Annotated in this window: 17 protein-coding genes and 1 tRNA gene; 14 read left to right on the top strand and 4 right to left on the bottom strand. The window is 69.5% G+C overall.

From position 1 onward, the window contains the following. Positions 1-5: 5 nt before the first annotated feature. Positions 6-506 (bottom strand): glycine-rich domain-containing protein, encoded by a 501-nt coding sequence (locus BOX37_RS07535; protein WP_071931264.1) that lies wholly within the window; start codon positions 504-506, stop codon positions 6-8. A 530-nt stretch (positions 507-1,036) separates the two neighbouring features. Here BOX37_RS07535 and BOX37_RS07540 point away from each other — a divergent pair. From BOX37_RS07540 to BOX37_RS07545, 3 genes are all read left to right on the top strand, one after another. Continuing rightward, entirely contained in the window at positions 1,037-2,041 is a 1,005-nt protein-coding gene (locus BOX37_RS07540; protein ID WP_071927013.1) for a zinc-binding dehydrogenase, read from the top strand. A gap of 41 nt (positions 2,042-2,082) precedes the next feature. Then, the gene (locus BOX37_RS33770) at positions 2,083-2,235 is read left to right on the top strand and encodes a hypothetical protein (protein WP_156910309.1); all 153 of its coding nucleotides are present in this window, start codon (positions 2,083-2,085) and stop codon (positions 2,233-2,235) included. 269 nt (positions 2,236-2,504) lie between these two features. Next, positions 2,505-2,578: transfer RNA gene (locus BOX37_RS07545), tRNA-Ile, on the top strand. Positions 2,579-2,692: 114 nt separating this feature from the next. Here the strand turns inward: BOX37_RS07545 and BOX37_RS34845 are convergent. After that, a complete protein-coding gene (locus BOX37_RS34845; protein ID WP_206045783.1) occupies positions 2,693-2,845 on the bottom strand; it encodes a hypothetical protein in 153 nt (50 codons plus the stop codon). Positions 2,846-2,917: 72 nt separating this feature from the next. Continuing rightward, positions 2,918-4,447: a helix-turn-helix domain-containing protein gene (locus tag BOX37_RS07550; RefSeq protein WP_167659913.1), complete on the bottom strand. Its 1,530-nt coding sequence runs from the start codon at positions 4,445-4,447 to the stop codon at positions 2,918-2,920. 158 nt (positions 4,448-4,605) lie between these two features. Here BOX37_RS07550 and BOX37_RS07555 point away from each other — a divergent pair, with 158 nt between their 5' ends. Continuing rightward, on the top strand, positions 4,606-5,991 hold the full coding sequence (locus BOX37_RS07555) for a purine-cytosine permease family protein (RefSeq protein ID WP_071927015.1): 1,386 nt from the start codon (positions 4,606-4,608) through the stop codon (positions 5,989-5,991). Further along, entirely contained in the window at positions 5,988-6,470 is a 483-nt protein-coding gene (locus BOX37_RS07560; protein ID WP_071927016.1) for a nucleoside deaminase, read from the top strand. Before BOX37_RS07555 ends, BOX37_RS07560 begins: the two co-directional genes overlap by 4 nt. Before the next feature lie 157 nt (positions 6,471-6,627). Here the strand turns inward: BOX37_RS07560 and BOX37_RS07565 are convergent, their stop codons facing one another. Then, on the bottom strand, positions 6,628-7,188 hold the full coding sequence (locus BOX37_RS07565) for a TetR/AcrR family transcriptional regulator (protein ID WP_071927017.1): 561 nt from the start codon (positions 7,186-7,188) through the stop codon (positions 6,628-6,630). 74 nt (positions 7,189-7,262) lie between these two features. Here BOX37_RS07565 and BOX37_RS07570 point away from each other — a divergent pair, with 74 nt between their 5' ends. From BOX37_RS07570 to BOX37_RS07610, 9 genes are all read left to right on the top strand, one after another. After that, a complete protein-coding gene (locus BOX37_RS07570) occupies positions 7,263-9,005 on the top strand; it encodes an ABC transporter ATP-binding protein (RefSeq protein ID WP_206045784.1) in 1,743 nt (580 codons plus the stop codon). 124 nt (positions 9,006-9,129) lie between these two features. Continuing rightward, on the top strand, positions 9,130-10,077 hold the full coding sequence (locus BOX37_RS07575) for an ABC transporter ATP-binding protein (RefSeq protein ID WP_071927018.1): 948 nt from the start codon (positions 9,130-9,132) through the stop codon (positions 10,075-10,077). Continuing rightward, on the top strand, positions 10,074-10,883 hold the full coding sequence (locus BOX37_RS07580) for an ABC transporter permease (RefSeq protein ID WP_071927019.1): 810 nt from the start codon (positions 10,074-10,076) through the stop codon (positions 10,881-10,883). The genes BOX37_RS07575 and BOX37_RS07580 overlap by 4 nt, the downstream gene beginning before the upstream one ends. Next, positions 10,880-12,022, top strand: a complete 1,143-nt coding sequence (locus BOX37_RS07585) for a sensor histidine kinase (protein ID WP_071927020.1) — start codon at positions 10,880-10,882, stop codon at positions 12,020-12,022. Before BOX37_RS07580 ends, BOX37_RS07585 begins: the two co-directional genes overlap by 4 nt. After that, complete coding sequence (locus BOX37_RS07590) at positions 12,019-12,639, top strand: response regulator transcription factor (RefSeq protein WP_156910311.1); 621 nt, start codon at positions 12,019-12,021, stop codon at positions 12,637-12,639. Before BOX37_RS07585 ends, BOX37_RS07590 begins: the two co-directional genes overlap by 4 nt. A gap of 85 nt (positions 12,640-12,724) precedes the next feature. Beyond that, positions 12,725-13,153, top strand: coding sequence for a calcium-binding protein (locus tag BOX37_RS07595; protein WP_240505257.1), 429 nt, complete (start codon positions 12,725-12,727; stop codon positions 13,151-13,153). Then, entirely contained in the window at positions 13,137-14,003 is an 867-nt protein-coding gene (locus BOX37_RS07600; RefSeq protein WP_071927023.1) for an FAD:protein FMN transferase, read from the top strand. Before BOX37_RS07595 ends, BOX37_RS07600 begins: the two co-directional genes overlap by 17 nt. Beyond that, a complete protein-coding gene (locus BOX37_RS07605; protein WP_071927024.1) occupies positions 14,000-15,535 on the top strand; it encodes an FAD-dependent oxidoreductase in 1,536 nt (511 codons plus the stop codon). Before BOX37_RS07600 ends, BOX37_RS07605 begins: the two co-directional genes overlap by 4 nt. A 126-nt stretch (positions 15,536-15,661) precedes the next feature. Further along, on the top strand, positions 15,662-16,939 hold the full coding sequence (locus BOX37_RS07610) for a VWA domain-containing protein (RefSeq protein ID WP_240505258.1): 1,278 nt from the start codon (positions 15,662-15,664) through the stop codon (positions 16,937-16,939). The last annotated feature ends 61 nt before the right edge of the window (positions 16,940-17,000 follow it).

Consider the following 17,000-nt stretch of genomic DNA (forward strand, 5'->3'; position numbering starts at 1 on the left):
GGCGCTCACGCCCGGCGCAGTTGCTTCTCCACGGCGGCGACGTGCCGGGCGTCGACGCCCCAGGGCTGCTCGACGCCGACGGCGCGGTCCAGGTCCCACAGCACACACCGCTCGTCCGGTCGCGCCACCATCGACCAGGCGACCACCGTGCGGCCGAGCTGTTCGGCCATCGACCCGTGTTCGTCGGTCTCGCCTGCCCCGTCGGGGTAGTGGTGCAGGAAGCGGCCGTAGGCGCGGGCGCAGAAGTCGGCGTAGAGCCGGGTGCACAGGATGAAGCCGTGCCAGGCCTCGTCGACCGCGTGCGAGGGCATGCCGATCACCTGATCGTCACGCAGGGCCGCGCCGCAGCAGCGCAACCATTGGCGCAGACCGGATTCCACGAGTTCGCGGGGTCGCCACGGGCAGGTCTTGAAGATCGCCTCGGGCAGGCACACGTCGGTGACGGCGCGGTCGACCCGGTTCAGGTCGACCGCACGCGGGCCGAATCGGGGGATCGAGAGCGCCATGAATTCACTGTAAGGCCCCTGGGTGACGGGCTGCCTTCGGTCCGCGCGGCGGTTAGCCTGACAGGTATGTCGTCGCTGGTGATCCTTGTCGTGCTGTTGGCCGTGATCGTTCCGGTCCTCGTCGTGGTCGTCGTGCTGTTGGTCCGTCGGGCGAACAGGCCGCGCGGCGGTGGGTATGGCGCGAATGACCACGGCGGCGGCTGGGTGGCGGGGATGGCCGGGACCGCTCTGTACGTCGATGGAGCCTCGGGGCACGATCACAGTGATCGAGGCGGGAGCAGCGGGTCCGAGGGTGGCAGCGGTCTCGGCTGTGGTGGCGGGAGCTCCAGCAGTGGCGGCGGGGGTAGCTCCAGCAGTGGCGGCGGGGGTAGCTCCAGCAGTAGCGGCGGGGGTAGCTCCAGCAGCTGTGGTGGCGGGAGCAGCTGCGGTGGCGGTTCCTGATGATGTGATCCCCCCGGCAGCGGCCTTGACCTGAACCCTGCTCGAGGTTTCATGCTTGGACGAGTCCCGTGAACGAAGGAGTCGTGCCCATGCGTGCAGTACAGGTCAAAGAGTTCGGTGGTCCCGAAGTGCTCGAGGTGCTGGAAGTAGCGGCGCCGCAACCGGGTTCGGGTGAGGTGGTGGTCGATGTCGAGGTCGCTGACGTGATGTTCCTCGATACCCGGCTGCGCGGTGGTTGGGGTCAGGACTTCTTCCCGCTGACCCTGCCGTATGTGCCCGGTGGGGCGATCGCCGGTGTCGTCAGCGCAGTCGGCGCCGAGGTCGACGACCAGTGGTTGGGCAAGCGCGTCGTCACCCAGACCGCGTCCAGTGGCATCGGCGGCGGTGTGCCCACCGGTGGCTACGCCGAGCAGGCGCTGGCCAAGGCCGCCACCCTGGTCGAGATCGCGCAGGGCGTGACCACGCAGCAGGCCGTGGCGCTGGCTCACGACGGCCGCACCGCGCTCGCCGTCTTCGACCGGGCGGCCGTGCGGCCGGACTCCTGGGTGCTGGTCACCGCGGCGGCCGGTGGACTCGGCACGCTGCTCATCCAGCTGTCGGCCGCGGCCGGTGCCAAGGTCGTCGCCGCGGCTCGTGGTGTCGAAAAGCTCGCGCTCGCAACGCGATTGGGTGCCCACGCCGTTGTCGACTACTCTGTCGTCGGCTGGGACGAGCGGGTTCGCGAGATCACCGGCGGTGGCGCGGACGTCGTGTTCGACGGCGCGGGTGGTGACATCGGCGCGCTGGGGTTGGCGGTGACCGCCGACAACGGGGTGTTCCTCGGATACGGTTCCGCCGCAGGAGAGTTCGGTACCGGTGACGCGGAGGTCGCTGGTGTGCGTGGTGTCACAGTAGTCGACCTGTTCGCCGCCGTCGGCGCGGTGACCGACTGGCTGGCCATCGCCCGGCGCGCCCAGGCCGAAGTTGCCGCCGGCAGGCTGGAAGTCGTTGTTGGGCAGGCGTTCCCGCTCGATCAGGTGAAGCGAGCACATGCCGCGATCGAAGACCGCTCGGCGCTGGGCCGTACCGTCTTGACGATTGGCGCGACATTGTAACTTAATGTGCGCCACAACGGAATACACGTTAAGTTCAATCTGTGCAGGGACTCATTGTCGTCGTGGTCATCGCCGCGGTTCTGTTGTTGGTCGCCCTCGTGATCAAGGTGGCCAGCAACCCAGGGGGATCCATCGACCGTCGCGTCGGCGAAGAACGCGCGCCGCGACGGCGTGAAGATGTCGAGAATTTTTAGCTGCCAACTGGTTTCGGTTCGGCATCACCTACGGTGATCGGTCGCCGCGTCATCCCCACGCGGGCGCGGGGACCGATCGCCGTGGAGTGCGTTCACCGACGCCCGGCCTCGCCGGTGTGGCCCTCGGATTCCCGGCCGACCACGTCCCCGACCACCCGCCGCCGTCCCCTCCTATCGGCCCCCGAACACCCCGTTCCCCGGCTCGCCGAGTGGTCAGCGCCGCGCCCCACCGGGTACGATCCCACTCGCCCGCGGGTGCACCGCGGCCAGGGGCGGTAGCTCAGTCGGTTAGAGCCGCGGACTCATAATCCGCTGGTCGTGGGTTCGAGCCCCACCCGCCCCACCGTCGTGGCGATGCCCTTCCTCTCGGGATGTGGTGGCGTCGTAGTCGCTGCGGGCGGCCTCGACTTTCGCGAGGTTGTCGTTGGCCCATTCTCCGAGAGCTGCGAAAACCGGGTCAGGCACCTTCGAGGATGCGCCGTTCGAGCTTGCCGAAGCGCTGTCGGCCGACATGGTCCAGGCTCCACGGGATCGGCGTGGTCCAGCGGCTGACGATATCGATGACCGGCCATGGCCGGTCGCCGCCACGGTGCTGCGCGAGCCGGGTCATGGCGGCTACGCCTATGACTGACCGGGGCAACGACCATCTCTCCTCGGGAGATGTCGCCGCGTTCGGATAGGACTACCGATCGGCGATGGAGCAGGCGAGGTAGAGGTCGACTCGGTCTCGGGTGATGGCGAGGTTGCGGCCGGTCAGGTGTTCTATGCGTTGGATGCGGTAGTGGAGGGTGCTGACGTGGATGTGGAGGGTAGTGGCGGTGGTTCGCCAGGCGCAGTTGGCGTCGAGGAAGGCGTGCAGGGTGGGGAGCAGGTCGGTGTGGTGTTCGGCGTCGTAGCGTTCGAGGGGGCCGAGTAGACGGGTACGGTAGGCCGCGCGGATCTCGGCGGGGACGCCGGCCAGCAGGCGCAGGTGGGAATCGAGCTCGCGAGCGGTGACAAGGGCGAGGCGGTGGGGACTCTCGGTGGCCAGTTGGGCGGCGTGCCGAGATGCCTGGAGAGCCCCGGTCAGTGCGGCAGGGCCGTCGGCAGTTGCGCTGAGGCCGAACGTGATTCGGCCGCCGAGGGCCGCGGGTTCGAGGTCGCTCAGGCGAGCACGCAGAAGCTCGGCCACGCGGGTCTCGTCCAGGTCGACGCCGGTCGAGGCGATGACGGTCAACCCGTCCGCGCCGCCCGCGAGGACGGCGCGACTGTCGGGGTCGGTGTCGAGAACGCTTTCGATCAGGTCGGCCGCCAGGTCCCAGGGTCGCACCATCCCGCTGGTCAGCGCGGTAAGGACGAGTAACGGCCGGTCGGGGTCGAGGCGGGCCGCGCGCAGGCGGGCGGTGATCGAGCCGGTGGGTGCGCCCTGATCGATGAGATCGACCATTTCGGCGTGCAGGTGCTGTTCGGTACGGCGGCGCTCGTCGCGCCGAGCGCCGCCCAGAGCGAGCAATTGTGCTGTCTGCTCGGCGGATTCGCGCTCGAGCGGGTCGTCGAGCGCGCCGTGGATGACGAGATGCCCGGCGCCCTGACTGCGTCGGCCGATCGGGTGGACGGTGAAGCCGTCGACCACAGTCGGCAGCTGGTCGGCCAGCTGACTCGCCACCGCGAGGTGAAACCGGGTGGGTGCGGGCAGGGTGTCGGCGGCGCCTGCGAGCACCCGCCCGGCAGGGGAGACCGCCCAGCATTCGCGTCCGATATCGGTGGCCAGCATCGCCACCAGACCGCCCAGGTCGGCGCCTTCGACCAGGGCCTGAACCAGGCGACGATGGCGGCCGAGCACCTCGGACAGTTCACGACCACGCTCGCGGTTCAAGCGTTCGATCACGGTGCGCGAGAGCACACCGTAGCTGAGTTCGGCGGGGGCGGCCAGCACGGCGATGCCGCGGTCGGCGCAGGCACGGACCAGCGCGGATGGCACATGGCCGAGCAAAATGTCGCCGGCGACCAGGGCTGCCGCGCCACCGGCGGCCAGTGAGGCGGCGAAGGTCTCGCAGTCGGCGTCGGTGCGGTACCACCCCTCGCTCGTCAGGACCAGCTCGCCGCCGGTGAGGAAGGCAGCGGGCTCGAGCAGGTCGGTGGTGTAGACCCAGCGCAGTTCGCGGTCGAGTTCGCCAGGGGCCAGCAGCGTCAACCGCGCCTGTTCCATCGTCAACAGGTCGGACACTCGCACGAAACAAATCTCCTCGGGTCTCGAACGATCATAGGAATTCGGTGCTCGGATCGGCCTCAGGTTCGCACATCCGACACCTGTTCGGCCAGGTGAATCCATTGATCTACTGGATGCACTGCGCAGCCACACTTCCTACGAATCATCGAAAGGGCTTTCTCATGGCCCGAACACCTCCGATCGTCGGCAGACTCGCCGACAGCGCTCGCGCAGCCACCACCGTGGAAGCCGCGGGCATCGAACCGATTCCCGAACGGGAGCGTCGCGGTGGGCCGGGGGCGTCGTTCACCCTCTGGTTCAGCTCCAATGTCCAGTTCTCCACCCTCAGTGCGGGCATGCTCGCCACCGCGGCTTTCGGCCTCGGCTGGGTCCAGGCGATGCTCGCCATCACGATCGGCTCGGCGATCGGCGCGGCCGCGATCGGCATCACCTCGACTTTCGGGCCACGCACCGGAGTCGGTCTGCTCGTGCAGACCAGGGGACCGCTGGGGCGCGTCGGCGCGATCGCACCGGCGGTGCTGGTCTTCCTGAAGGCCTGTGCCTGGTTCGCGGTGAACTCCGTGCTCGGCACCTTCGCCGTGCAGACCCTGCTCGGCGGCGGTTTCACCAGCGCGTTCGCGATTGTGACGATCGCGCAGATCGTCATCGCCCTGGTCGGCTACAGCTTCATCCACACCGTGCAGAAGGCGATGGCAGTGGCGCTGCCGGTGCTGTTCATCGGGGTCTCGGTCTACGGCTTCACGCAGAGCGATCTGGGTTCGGGCTTCGACGCCGAGCAGGCCGGTGCGCTCGGGTTCGTCGGCGCGTTCGCGCTGACCGTCGCCGTGCACGCCTCGCGGGCGCTGAGTTTCTCGACCTATGCTGCCGACTACACCAGGTACATGCCCGCCGACACCTCTCCGCGACGATTGTTCGCCTGCGCGTTCACCGGCACACTGCTCGGCTCGGTGTGGATCGGTGGACTGGGCGCGGCCATCGGCACGCTGGCCTTCATCGGCACCCCGACCGATCTGGTCACCGAGGTGCTGCCCGGCGTGCTGGCCGCTGTCACCATGCTGGCGCTCGGCATCTCGACCATCACCTCCAGCTGCCTGGACTGCTATTCCGGCGCGTTGGCCTGGCTGACCGCCGGGGTGCGGATGACGCGCTGGCAGGCGGTGCTCGTGGTGGGGGCGATCGGCGCCACCCTCGGCTGGCTCACCGGCCAGGGCGACTACTGGGAGTCGTTCCAGAATTTCCTGATCCTGCTGGGCAATTGGATCGCGCCGTGGTTCGCCGTCGTCCTGGTCGACCGGTTCCTGGTGCGCGGACCCGTCCGTCCACCGAGTCGTTTCGGACCGGGATTCGTCGCCTGGCTGCTCGGCGTGGCGGCAGCGGTGCCGTTCATGAGCCAGCCCGGTGTGTTCACCGGTCCGATCGCCGAGCGGTGGCCCGCACTCGGCGCGTCCGCCGTGGTCGTCGCGTTCGTGACGGCTGGACTCGTGCACGCTCTACTGACGCGGGTCGCGCGTCCCGAAACCCGTTCTTCGAAGGAGATCCCCGCATGACCACCCTGACCGCCGCCGACCGCGCACTGCTCGACACCGCCGTCGCGATCGCCCGCCGTTCCCGCGAGCACGGCAACCACCCTTTCGGGGCGCTGCTCGCCGGATCTGACGGCGCTGTGCTGCTGGAGGCGGAGAACACCGTCGCCACCGAACGCGACGCGACCGGTCACGCCGAGACGAATCTGGTGCGGCTGTCCACCGCCGCCTACGAGCCCGAATTCCTGCGCGGCTGCACGCTCTACACCAGCACCGAACCGTGCGCCATGTGTGCTGGGGCGATCTACTGGTCGGGCATCGGTCGCGTCGTCTACGCGCTCGGCGAGGACGAATTGCTCGCCCTGACCGGTGCGAACCCGGAGAACCCGACCATGGCTCTGCCGTGTCGCACCGTGTTCGCCGCGGGCCAGCGTGAACTCCTGGTTCTCGGGCCCGTCGACCTGCCTCGGGCGCGGGCGGTTCACGACGGATTCTGGACCTGATCGGTCCGGCGTCGGCACTGCCCTGCGGGCCCGCGAGATCGGCGCCGCCGGAAGATGGCCCCGGTCCGGTGCCCGGTGGTCGGCCGCGCCGCAGCTGTCGACCGGGGGCAGGCGGCGCATCCCGCGGTCCACTCAGCCGATCCGGCGCCCGGATCGCCTAGGGCGCCAGTGCTTTGCGCAGGGTGCGCAGGCAGTTCTGGAGGGTCAGGTGGCGGGACATGCCGGTGTCGTCGTTGACCGAGATCCACGCGATGTAGGCGAAGGACCAGATCAGGTTCTCGATCCAGCGGGTGTCGAGTTCGGCGTCGAGTTCGCCGGCGTCGCGGCCGCGATCGATGGTGGCGCGCAGTTCCCGTTCGGTGGGGTTGTCCTCCCAGCCCGACCAGGTGGTGAACACCGGATTGTCCAGTGCCAGCAGCATCTGCTGACCGGCCAGATCGAAGAACTCGACGCAGAGCCGTTCGAGGGCGTCGAGGGTGGGGCCTTCGTGCAGGCGGGCCCGTGCCTGGGCGGCGGTCAGCTTGTCGCGGGTGTCGGCGGCGATGGCGACGATCAGGTCGTTGCGCTCGGGGAAGTACCGGTGCACGGTCGTGCGGCCGACCCCGGCCTCGGCGGCGACATCGGCGAGCGAGGCGGACAAGTCCCTGGTGAGGATTCGCACCGCGGCATCGAGGATCGTGCGCCGGGTCCGTTCTTGCGCGGGGGTGCTGACGCTCATGTCGGTATGGTAACTGCGGTCTCCGAAAAAGAACTACATTGACCATAATGGAACAGCTGTGTTCCACTGAGTGGATGAACGCTGGCGAGACGATCCAGAGATTCCCCCGGTTGCGGCTGCTGTGGTCGTTCGCCCGGCCGTACCCGGGGCCGCTCGCGCTCGGCCTGGTGTGCGCGCTGGCCGGTTCGGCGATGGGACTGGCGACACCGCTGGTCACCAAGTGGATCCTGGACTCGTTGGGCGCGGGTGCCGGACTGACCGGTCCTGTCTTCGCGCTGCTCGCGCTGACGGTGGTCGGCATCGGTTTCGGCTACTGGCAGTGGACACTGCTCGGTACGCTCGGTGAACGCGTCGTGCTCAGCGCGCGCGAACGGATGGTGCGGCGGTTCCTCACCGCGACCATCCCGGCCGCGACCCGTCGTCCCGCGGGGGAAATGGTCACCCGCGTGACCTCCGACACCGTGCTGCTGCGCGAGGCCGCGACCTCCTCGATCATCGGCCTGATCAACGGCACGGTCATGCTGGCCGGTTCGCTGATCCTGATGGCCGTGCTCGATCTGACGCTGTTCTCCACCACGGTCGTCGCCGTCGTGGTCGTCGCGGTGCTGTTCGCCACGCTGATGCCCGCGATCGCGAAGGCGCAGACACAGGCCCAGGCGCATGTGGGGCAACTCGGCGGCACACTCGAGGGCGCGCTGCGGGCCCTGCGCACGGTCAAGGCCAGTGGCGCGGAGCGGCGCCAGGCCGAGCAGATCATGACCGATGCCAAGGAGTCCGCACGGCACAGCGTGATCGCGGTGCGGCGCGAGGCGATGGCGTGGTCGGTCTCCTGGACCGGCGTGCAGTTGGCGATCATCGCGATCCTCGCGGTGGGGGCCTGGCGGGTCGGTGAGGATCTGATGACGGTCTCGACGCTGATCGCCTTCCTGCTGTACGCGTTCGGGCTGATGTCGCCCATCGGCGAACTCACCCAGAATGTCACCGCCATGCAGGCCGGCATCGCCGCCGCCGAGCGCATCCGCGAGGTCGAGTCGATGCCTGTGGAGCCGCACACCGCGGCCGCCCCGCGCGGTCCGGCCGGACCCGCGGACGGTCCGGTGCTCGAACTGCGCGGCGTGACCGCCGGCTATGGACCCGACCGCCCGGCCGCCGTGCATGCGCTGGACCTGGCGATCCCGCGACGCGGGCACACCGCGATCGTCGGACCGTCCGGTGCGGGCAAGACGACGGTGCTCTCGCTGATCCTGCGGTTCCTCGAACCCCAGAACGGGGAGGTGCTGCTCGACGGCCGCCCCTACCGCGAGTACACCCACGCCGAGATCCGGGAACGGCTCGCCTACGTCGAACAGGACACCCCGGTGGTGCCGGGCAGCATCGGCGACAACATCCGCTACGCGCGCCCGGACGCCACCGACGACGAGGTCCGACGCGTCCTCGCCACCGTGCACCTGTCCGATCGGGTCGACTCGCTCGACGAACCGCTGTCGCCGACCACGGTCTCCGGCGGCGAGCGCCAGCGCATCGCCCTGGCCCGCGCGCTGCTGCGCCGCCCCGACGTGTTGCTGCTCGACGAGGCCACCGCCCAGCTCGACGGAGTCACCGAGGCGACCGTGCACGATTGCGTCCGCGGCATGGCCGAGCACGGCGCGGTGGTGACCATCGCGCACCGGCTGTCCACGATCCTGGACGCGGACACGATCATCGTGATGGAGGACGGCCGGATCCGCGCGGCGGGTGACCACCGGAGCCTGCTCGCCACCGACGAGCTGTACGCGAATCTCGTCGAGGCGCTCCGCCTGACCGATCCGGTCGGCTGAATCGGGTTCTCGCCCAGCGGTGCTCGGCGATGACATTTGTCATCGCCGAGCAGTGCGGAACTCATCGGTAATCGGTGATCGCGCGTACTACTGGTGACGGCCCGGATCGCGGACCGTAGTACCCATGAGAAACACGCAACCCGACATCATCACCGCCCGGGGGCTGCGCCGGACCTACGGTCGCGGCGAGACCGCCTTCGAAGCCGTCACCGGGGTGGACCTCGACATCGCCGAGGGGGAGGTCTTCGCGCTGCTCGGCACCAACGGCGCGGGCAAGACCTCGACACTGGACATGCTGGAGGGGCTCGTCGCGCCCTCGGCCGGTCAGGTCGAGGTGTTCGGTCTCGATCCGCTGCGGCACCGCGCCGAGGTGCGGCCGCGGTTGGGCATCATGTTGCAGTCCGGTGGGCTGCCCGCCGAGCTGACCGTCGCCGAGACGCTGGAGATGTGGCGCGGGACCTGCACCAATCCGACGACCGCCGACGTCGTCCTCGCTCAGGTCGGGTTGTCGGACCGGGCGGGCGTGCGGGTCGGCTCACTGTCGGGTGGCGAGCAGCGCCGCGTCGACATGGCCTGCGCGCTGCTCGGCCGGCCGCGGCTGCTGTTCCTCGACGAGCCGACGACCGGACTCGATCCGGAGAGCAGGCGCGGTACCTGGAAGCTGCTCGCCGACCTCAAGGCGTCCGGGGTGACGATGGTGCTCACCACGCACTACCTCGACGAGGCCGAAGAGCTCGCCGACCGGATCGCGATCATGCACAAGGGCGCGATCGCGCGCAACGGAACACTGCGCGAACTCGTCGACGACCACCCGGCCCGGATCGCCTTCGACCATCCCGGCCTGCCGATGCCCCCGCTGCCCGGCGCGCGGATCGACGCGCAGGCCACCGTCACCATCAGCACCAACGACCTGCAGGGACACCTGTTCGAGCTGCTCGCCTGGGCCCGCGAGACCGGGGTCCGGCTGACCGGGCTCGAGGCGCGCGCCGCCTCGCTGGAATCGGTCTTCCTCGACATCGCGGGCGGCGAGCGCGAAGGCACCACCGCCGAACTGATCGGAGCACAACGATGACCACCGCCACCCCCGCGGCCGGATTCCGCCGCCGCCCCCTCGCCTCGCTCGGCAAGGCCGAATACCTCCAGTTCCGGCGCAACAAGACGCTGGTCTACACCGCGACGGTCTTCCCGGTCGGCATCGCGCTGTTCGTGTACTTCGTCGGCCGCAGTGACGCCGGATCGACACCGGCCATCGCGGCCATGACCTTCGAGATGCTCGCGGTGATGGCGCTGCTGTTCGTGCAGTACTACTCGGTGCTGTCGATGGTCACGACGCGCCGCGGCGAGGGCGTGCTCAAACGGCTGCGCACCGGCGAGGCCACCGACTGGCAGATCCAGGCCGCGCCGACGATCCCCGGCGTGGTGGTGACCTTCGTCTGCACCGCCATCGTCGCGGCGATCGTGTACGGCACCGGCACCCCGGCGCCGGTCAATCCGGTCGCGATGGTGCTCGCCCTGCTCGGCGGCATCGTGCTGTTCTCCCTGCTCGCCCTGGCGACCAGCGCGGTCACCAAGAACGCCGAGGCCGCGCAGGTCACCTCGCTGCCGGTGATGACGCTGGCGATGCTGGGGATGGCCTTCGTGCGTGACTTCCTGCCCGATCGGCTGGCCACAGTGGCCGATTGGACGCCGTTCGCCGCCGTCTCCGACCTGATCTACCTCGGCGCGGCCGGCCAGTACGCGGGCAGCGTGGACGACCCGGCGATGAGCTTCGCCGACACCGTCACCGAATCCGCCCGCCCGTTTGCGACACTGGCGGTATGGATCGTCGCGGCCCTCGTGCTGACCCGCAGGAGCTTCCGCTGGGACGACCGCGGATGAGTCAGTTGGTCACGTGGTGGCGTGCGCTGTCGGGTCCGGCCAAGTTCCGGCTCTACACCCGGCTCACCTTCCACGTGGCCATCGTCGTGGTCGTGGTGGCGATGATCGCCACGGTCGCGGCGCCGTGGTCGATGGTGATGATCGTGTTCGCCGGTCTGGTCACCCTCGTCGCGATGGACGCCCAGCCCGATCTGGCCACCTTCTCCACCGTGGCGTCGCGCCGGTGGGCGGCGACGGCGCTCACCGTGACGCTGTCGGTGCTGTGGCTGGTCGCCGCGGTGATGGTCCGGGTGGCCACCGACGAGGCGGCCGCCGACGAGGCACGCACGGTCGGCATGTTCGCCATGCTGCTGGCCACGCTGGCCCTGGTGCCTTTCCTCCGGCACAAGTGGCGGGTCCTGCTCGTCATCAGCCTGGCCACCGGCCTGGTCTTCGGCCAATCCTGGATGTCCGGATTGCTGCTGGCGGCGGTGGTCGCCGCCACCGGATTCTTCGTCGCAGGGACGACGCTGCTCACGGTGTGGGGACTGCGGGTCGTCGACGAGCTCGAGCACGCGAAACGGGTGGAAGCCGAACTGCAGGTCGCCGAGGAACGGTTGCGGTTCGCCCGCGACCTGCACGACGTGGTCGGCCGCGGCTTCTCGGCGATCGCGGTCAAGAGCGAACTGGCGGTGGCCCTGTCGCGCGCCGGAGACACCGAGCGCGCGACCGCGGAGATGGACGAGGTCAAAACGCTCGCGGTGGAATCGATGGGGCAGATGCGCACGCTGGTGCGCGGCTACCGCAACATCGACCTGCGGGGTGAGGTGGCGGGGGCGCGGTCGCTGCTGTCGGCGGTGGGCTGTCGGCTCGTCGTCGAGGGCGATGCCGCGAAGGTGCCGCAGCGCAATCACGAGGTCGCCGCGTGGGTGGTGCGCGAGGGCACGACCAATATCGTGGAACACTCCTCGGCGACCACCGCGACGCTGACACTCGGTGCTGCGGGAATGTCGCTGCGTAACAACCGACCCCACGGGACAGCCGGTGAGCGTTCCGGATTGCGTGGGCTGGCCGAGCGGCTGGCCGCGGTCGGTGCCGACCTCGACGTCGTCGCGTCCGACGACGATTTCACCCTGGAAATCCATTGGGAGAATTCATGATTCCCGTCCTCCTCGCCGACGACGAGACGCTCATCCGCGCGGCCTTGGCGACCATGCTCGGTCTGGAGGCCGATCTCGAGGTGGTGGCGCACGTCGGTTCGGGCGAGGAGCTGCTGGCGCTGTGGCGGCGCCGTGCCGAGCAGGACGCGCCGGTCGCGGTGGCTGTCATCGATCTGCAGATGCCGGGTATCGATGGCATCGATACCGCTGTCGAGCTGCAGCGCATCACCCCCGGCGCGGGCACCCTGATCGTCACCAGTCATGGTCGCCCCGGCTATCTCAAGCGAGCACTCGCGGCGGGCGTGCGCGGCTTCCTGCCCAAGACCACCTCGGCGGCCACGCTCGCGGAGGTGATCCGCACGGTCCACCAGGGCGGTCGCTACGTCGATCCCGAGCTGGCGGCCGAGGCCATCAGCGCTGGTGACACCGTTCTCACCGCCCGCGAGGCCGATGTGCTCGAGTTCGCCGCCGATGGCGCCTCGGTCGAGGACATCGCCAAACGCGCCCACCTCTCGCCGGGCACCACCCGCAACTATCTGTCCTCGGCGATGAGCAAACTCGGTGTCGCCAACCGCTACGAAGCCGCGCTCAAAGCCAGGGAGAAGGGCTGGATCTAGGCGGGGAACAGGCCGCCACGAAGGTCTTGGACGATGGGCGATACGCCCGTATAGTTCCGCTTAGCCCAACCTGAGGAGCTGTGCGGTGACCGACTCTCGGGCCAAGTCCATGCTGCTGACCCCTGTCGCGGCGGGCGCCTTTCTGCTGAGCGCCTGCGGTGGTGCCGACGACACGGCCGCCGAACCGACTCCCAGTGCCACGAAAGAGGAGTCGGGCGTCTACACCCCGGGCGAGTACCAGGCCGAGGGCAGCTACCAGACACCGGCCGGGACCCAAAAGGTGGGTGTCACCATGAGTCTCGCTGCCGACGGCACGGTCGACGCGGTGCGGGTCGACCCTCGGGGCACCGGCGGATCGCTGGCCTTTCAGGCGCGCTTCGTCGGCGGCATCGCCAACGAAGTGGTGGGCAAGAGGATCGACGAGCTCAATGTCACGAAGGTCTCTGGATCATCGCTGACCAGCGGCGGATTCAACGCCGCGATCGAGACGATCAAGAATGAGGCCGCTGCCTGAGCAGTGGCGGTTCGAGGCCATCGGCACCGGTTGGCAGATCGATACCGCCGTTGCGCTCGGCGAATCCGACCGCGCGGCGGTCCGGGCCTGCCTCGACAGTTTCGATCGCCGATGGTCGCGCTTTCGCGATGACGGTGACATCGCCGCGCTGCGCACGGGCGCGTCGGTCGACTTCGGCCCGGACGCGTCGCCGCTGTTGGCCCTCTACGACCATCTGTACGAACTCACCGCCGGTGCGATCAACCCGCTGATCGGTGGCGGGCTCGAAATGCTCGGCTACGACGCGAACTATCGGCTGCGCCCGATCGGTGTGCCGACTCCCGCGCCGCAGTGGACGCTCGCGCGCCGCGAGGGAGCGGTCCTCACCGTGCCCCCGGGTGCGGTGCTCGACATCGGCGCGGTCGGCAAGGGCTATCTGGTCGACCTGGTGGCGGCGGTGCTCGCCGATCGCGGGCATCGCAGTGTCATCGACGCGGGTGGTGATCTGCTCAACGCTTCCGCTGATCCCGTGCGCGTCGCCCTGGAACACCCGGACGACGCGACCATGGCCGTCGGGGTGCTGGAGCTGGCGCCCGGACGCGCGGTGTGCGGGTCCGCGGTGAACCGCCGAGCCTGGGGCGAGGGCCTGCATCACGTGCTCGATGCCCGCACCGGCCGCCCGATCACCGGAGTCGTGGCCACCTGGGCGGTCGCCGACAGCGCCGCTGTCGCCGATGCCGCTGCCACGGCGGCCTTTTTCGTGCACCCGTCGCGACTCACCGACGACCCCGCGTGGCCGCGCACCGAGGTCGTCGTGATCGATCGATCCGGTGCGGTGTCGGCGGCATTCACCGGAGAGGTGTTCGCATGATCCGCAGTCTGCTGGGCAAGGTCACGATGTATCGGCTCGTGACGCTGGTGCTCGCCGGGCTCGCCGTCATCGCGTTGATCCAGGCGCTGACCGGACAGCTCGACTCGACGATCTTCGTCCCGCTCGACATGCTGGCCACCGCCGCCGTCCTGATCGCGGCCTCGGTCGCGGCCAGCGTGGTGCTGGCCCGGATCTGGCGGCGCCGAGCCCACGTCGAATCCGCGGTGATCACCGCGCTGCTGCTGTGGTTCCTCTACTGGCCCACCGCAGATCCAGGCGAACTCGCCTGGCTCGGCCTGGTGGCGGTGCTGGCCAACGCCTCGAAGTATCTGCTGGCCTGGCGGGGCAGGCACATGTTCAATCCGGTGGCCGCCGGTGTGGTGGCGGCGCTGCTGCTCGGTGAACTGCTCGGCGATGACACGCTGCGGCCCATGACGATCTGGTGGGCGGCCAGCGAGACGCTGGCACCGTTCGTGCTGGTCGGCGCGCTCGCCGTGCTGTACCGCACCGGCCTGCTGACCATGGCGCTGACCTTCGCGATCCCGGCCGCGGCGCTGACCTACTGGGGCGCGGCCGCGTTCTATCCCGACCGCACCGCCGTGCTGGAGTACGTCGTCTACTCCACCCCGATCGTGTTCTTCGCCGGATTCATGCTCAGCGAGCCGTTCACCCTGGCGCCGCGTCGCCATCAGCAGCTGATCCTGGCCGTGGTGGCCGCGTCGCTGTTCGCCTGGCCGCTGTACTCGCCGCGGCTCATCGGCGAGGCCGTGGTGCTCGGCCCCTTCGACAGCACCTACGAACTCGCCCTGCTGGTGGTCAATCTGATCGCATTCGGGCTCGGCCAGCGGCGCGGGATCCGGTTGGCTTTGCGTGATCGCAAGGACTTCGGGGACGGTGTCCACGAGCTGTCGTTCGAACCGGCGCGCCCGGTGCGTCATCACGCGGGGCAGTATCTCGAACTCGAGGTCCCGCACTCGGCCGACCAGCGCGGGACCCGGCGGGTGTTCACCATCGCCTCCGCGCCGGGAAGCGACACCGTCGACGTCGCCGTGCGGATCCCGGAGAACTCGTCCAGCTACAAGAAGGCACTGCTGGATCTGCGCCCCGGCGATCGGGTGACGGCCACCGCCGTCCGCGGTGATTTCGTCCTGCCCCGCGCCGATCGCCCCGTCGCACTGGTCGCCGGTGGCATCGGCGTCACCCCCTTCCTGAGCCACCTGCGCGCGGACCACCCGCACGACGCGGTCCTGATCTACGGCTCACCCTTCCCACGGGTGCCCTACCGCGCCGAACTCCTCGCCTCGGGAACCCCGGTCGTCGTGGTCTCCCCGGAACCCCCGACCGACCTGCCCGAGCAGTGGCGCCACATCACCGCCGACGCCATCACCCCCGACATCATCCGCTCCGCCGTCCCCGACCTGTCCGCCCGTCGCATCTACCTCTCCGGCCCACCCCGCATGGTCTCGGCCCTGGCCGCCCGCTTCCGCGGCCACCGAGCCGGCCTGCGCACCGACCACTTCACCGGCTACTGAGCGGAGGCGGCGTGCCGGTGGTCGGCGGAGTGCCCGAAATACTCGCTCGACCGGCGGCGGAGACGTGGATGCCCTTATGGTGTGGGGCATTACGGCCGACCGGGGCCGGCAGATGAAGGAGTCGCAGTGACTGCTGGGCTGATGAAGGGGCAGAATGCCGGGCTCGGTGTGGGGGAGGTGGTGCTGTCGGTTCGGGGTGGGGTCGGGGCGGATCTGTCGGCGCTGTTGGTGACCGAGGCGGGCAAGGTCAGGTCGGACGCGGACTTCGTGTTCTTCAACCAGCCGCACGCGCCCGGGGTACGGCTCGACGGTGCGGAGCTGGCGATCTCGCTGGGGGCGGTGCCGGGGGAGATCGCGCAGATCCGCGCGGTGATCACCGCCGCGGCGCAGGGGGACACGTTCGGCGGGCACGCGGCTCCGGTGGCCTCGGTGGCCGACCGGGCGGGAAACGTGCTGCACGAGTACGTGATCGACGGGCTCGATCAGGAATCGGTGGTGATCGCGCTCGAGCTGTACCGGCGCGGGGAGCAGTGGAAGATTCGCGCCGTCGGGCAGGGGTACGCGGGCGGCTTCGCCGATCTGGTCACCGATCACGGGGTCAGCGTCGACGACGAGCCGGAACCCGTCGGCGGGCCGGTACCCATCGACCAGCCGGAACCCGTTGTCGTGCCGCAGGTTCGGACAGTGCCGGGCGAGGCGGCGTTGTCGTTCGAGAAGCGCCAGAAGCTCGACCTGCGCAAGCGCGAGGTCGCCAAGATCCTCATCGACAAGAGCGCCTTCGGCGTGCGGGCGCGTGTCGTGCTGGTGATCGACAAGACCGGCAGCATGCACAAGCTCTACCGGGGCGGCACCGTGCACCGGGTGGTCGAACGGATGATCCCGGTCGCCACCCAACTCGACGGCGACGGCTCGCTCGAGGCCTACCTGTACGCGCTGCAGTTCGCGAAACTGCCCGACATCACCGTCGCGCACGGCGAGCAGTGGGCGCAGACCTTCTTGCACCTGGCCGGCACCCACGAGGGCATCGACTACGACCGGATCGGCGGACGCAACGACGAACTGCCGGTGATGCGCGCCGTCATCGACACCCTCTCGACCACCGCCGAACCCACCCTGGTGCTCTTCTTCACCGACGGCGGCTTCGCGAAGAAGCGCGAGATCGCCGCGCTCATGCGCGAGGCCAGCGCCCTGCCCGCGTTCTGGCAGTTCATCGGCCTCGGCACTTCGAGCTTCGGTGTGCTGCGCACCCTCGACGAACTCGACGGCCGCGTCGTCGACAACGCGGGCTTCTTCGCCCTCGACGACATCGACCGGATCGACGACGCCGAGCTCTACCAGAGGCTGCTCGGCGAGTTCCCCGACTGGCTTCGTGCTGCCCGGGCCGCGGGCATCGTCAGGCCGTAGCGGGATGGGGAGGTCCCAGCCGCCGGGGTCGTGACAAGGAAACTCGGTTGTCAGTGGACCG

Source organism: Nocardia mangyaensis (genome assembly GCF_001886715.1).
Taxonomy (GTDB): Bacteria; Actinomycetota; Actinomycetes; order Mycobacteriales; family Mycobacteriaceae; genus Nocardia; species Nocardia mangyaensis.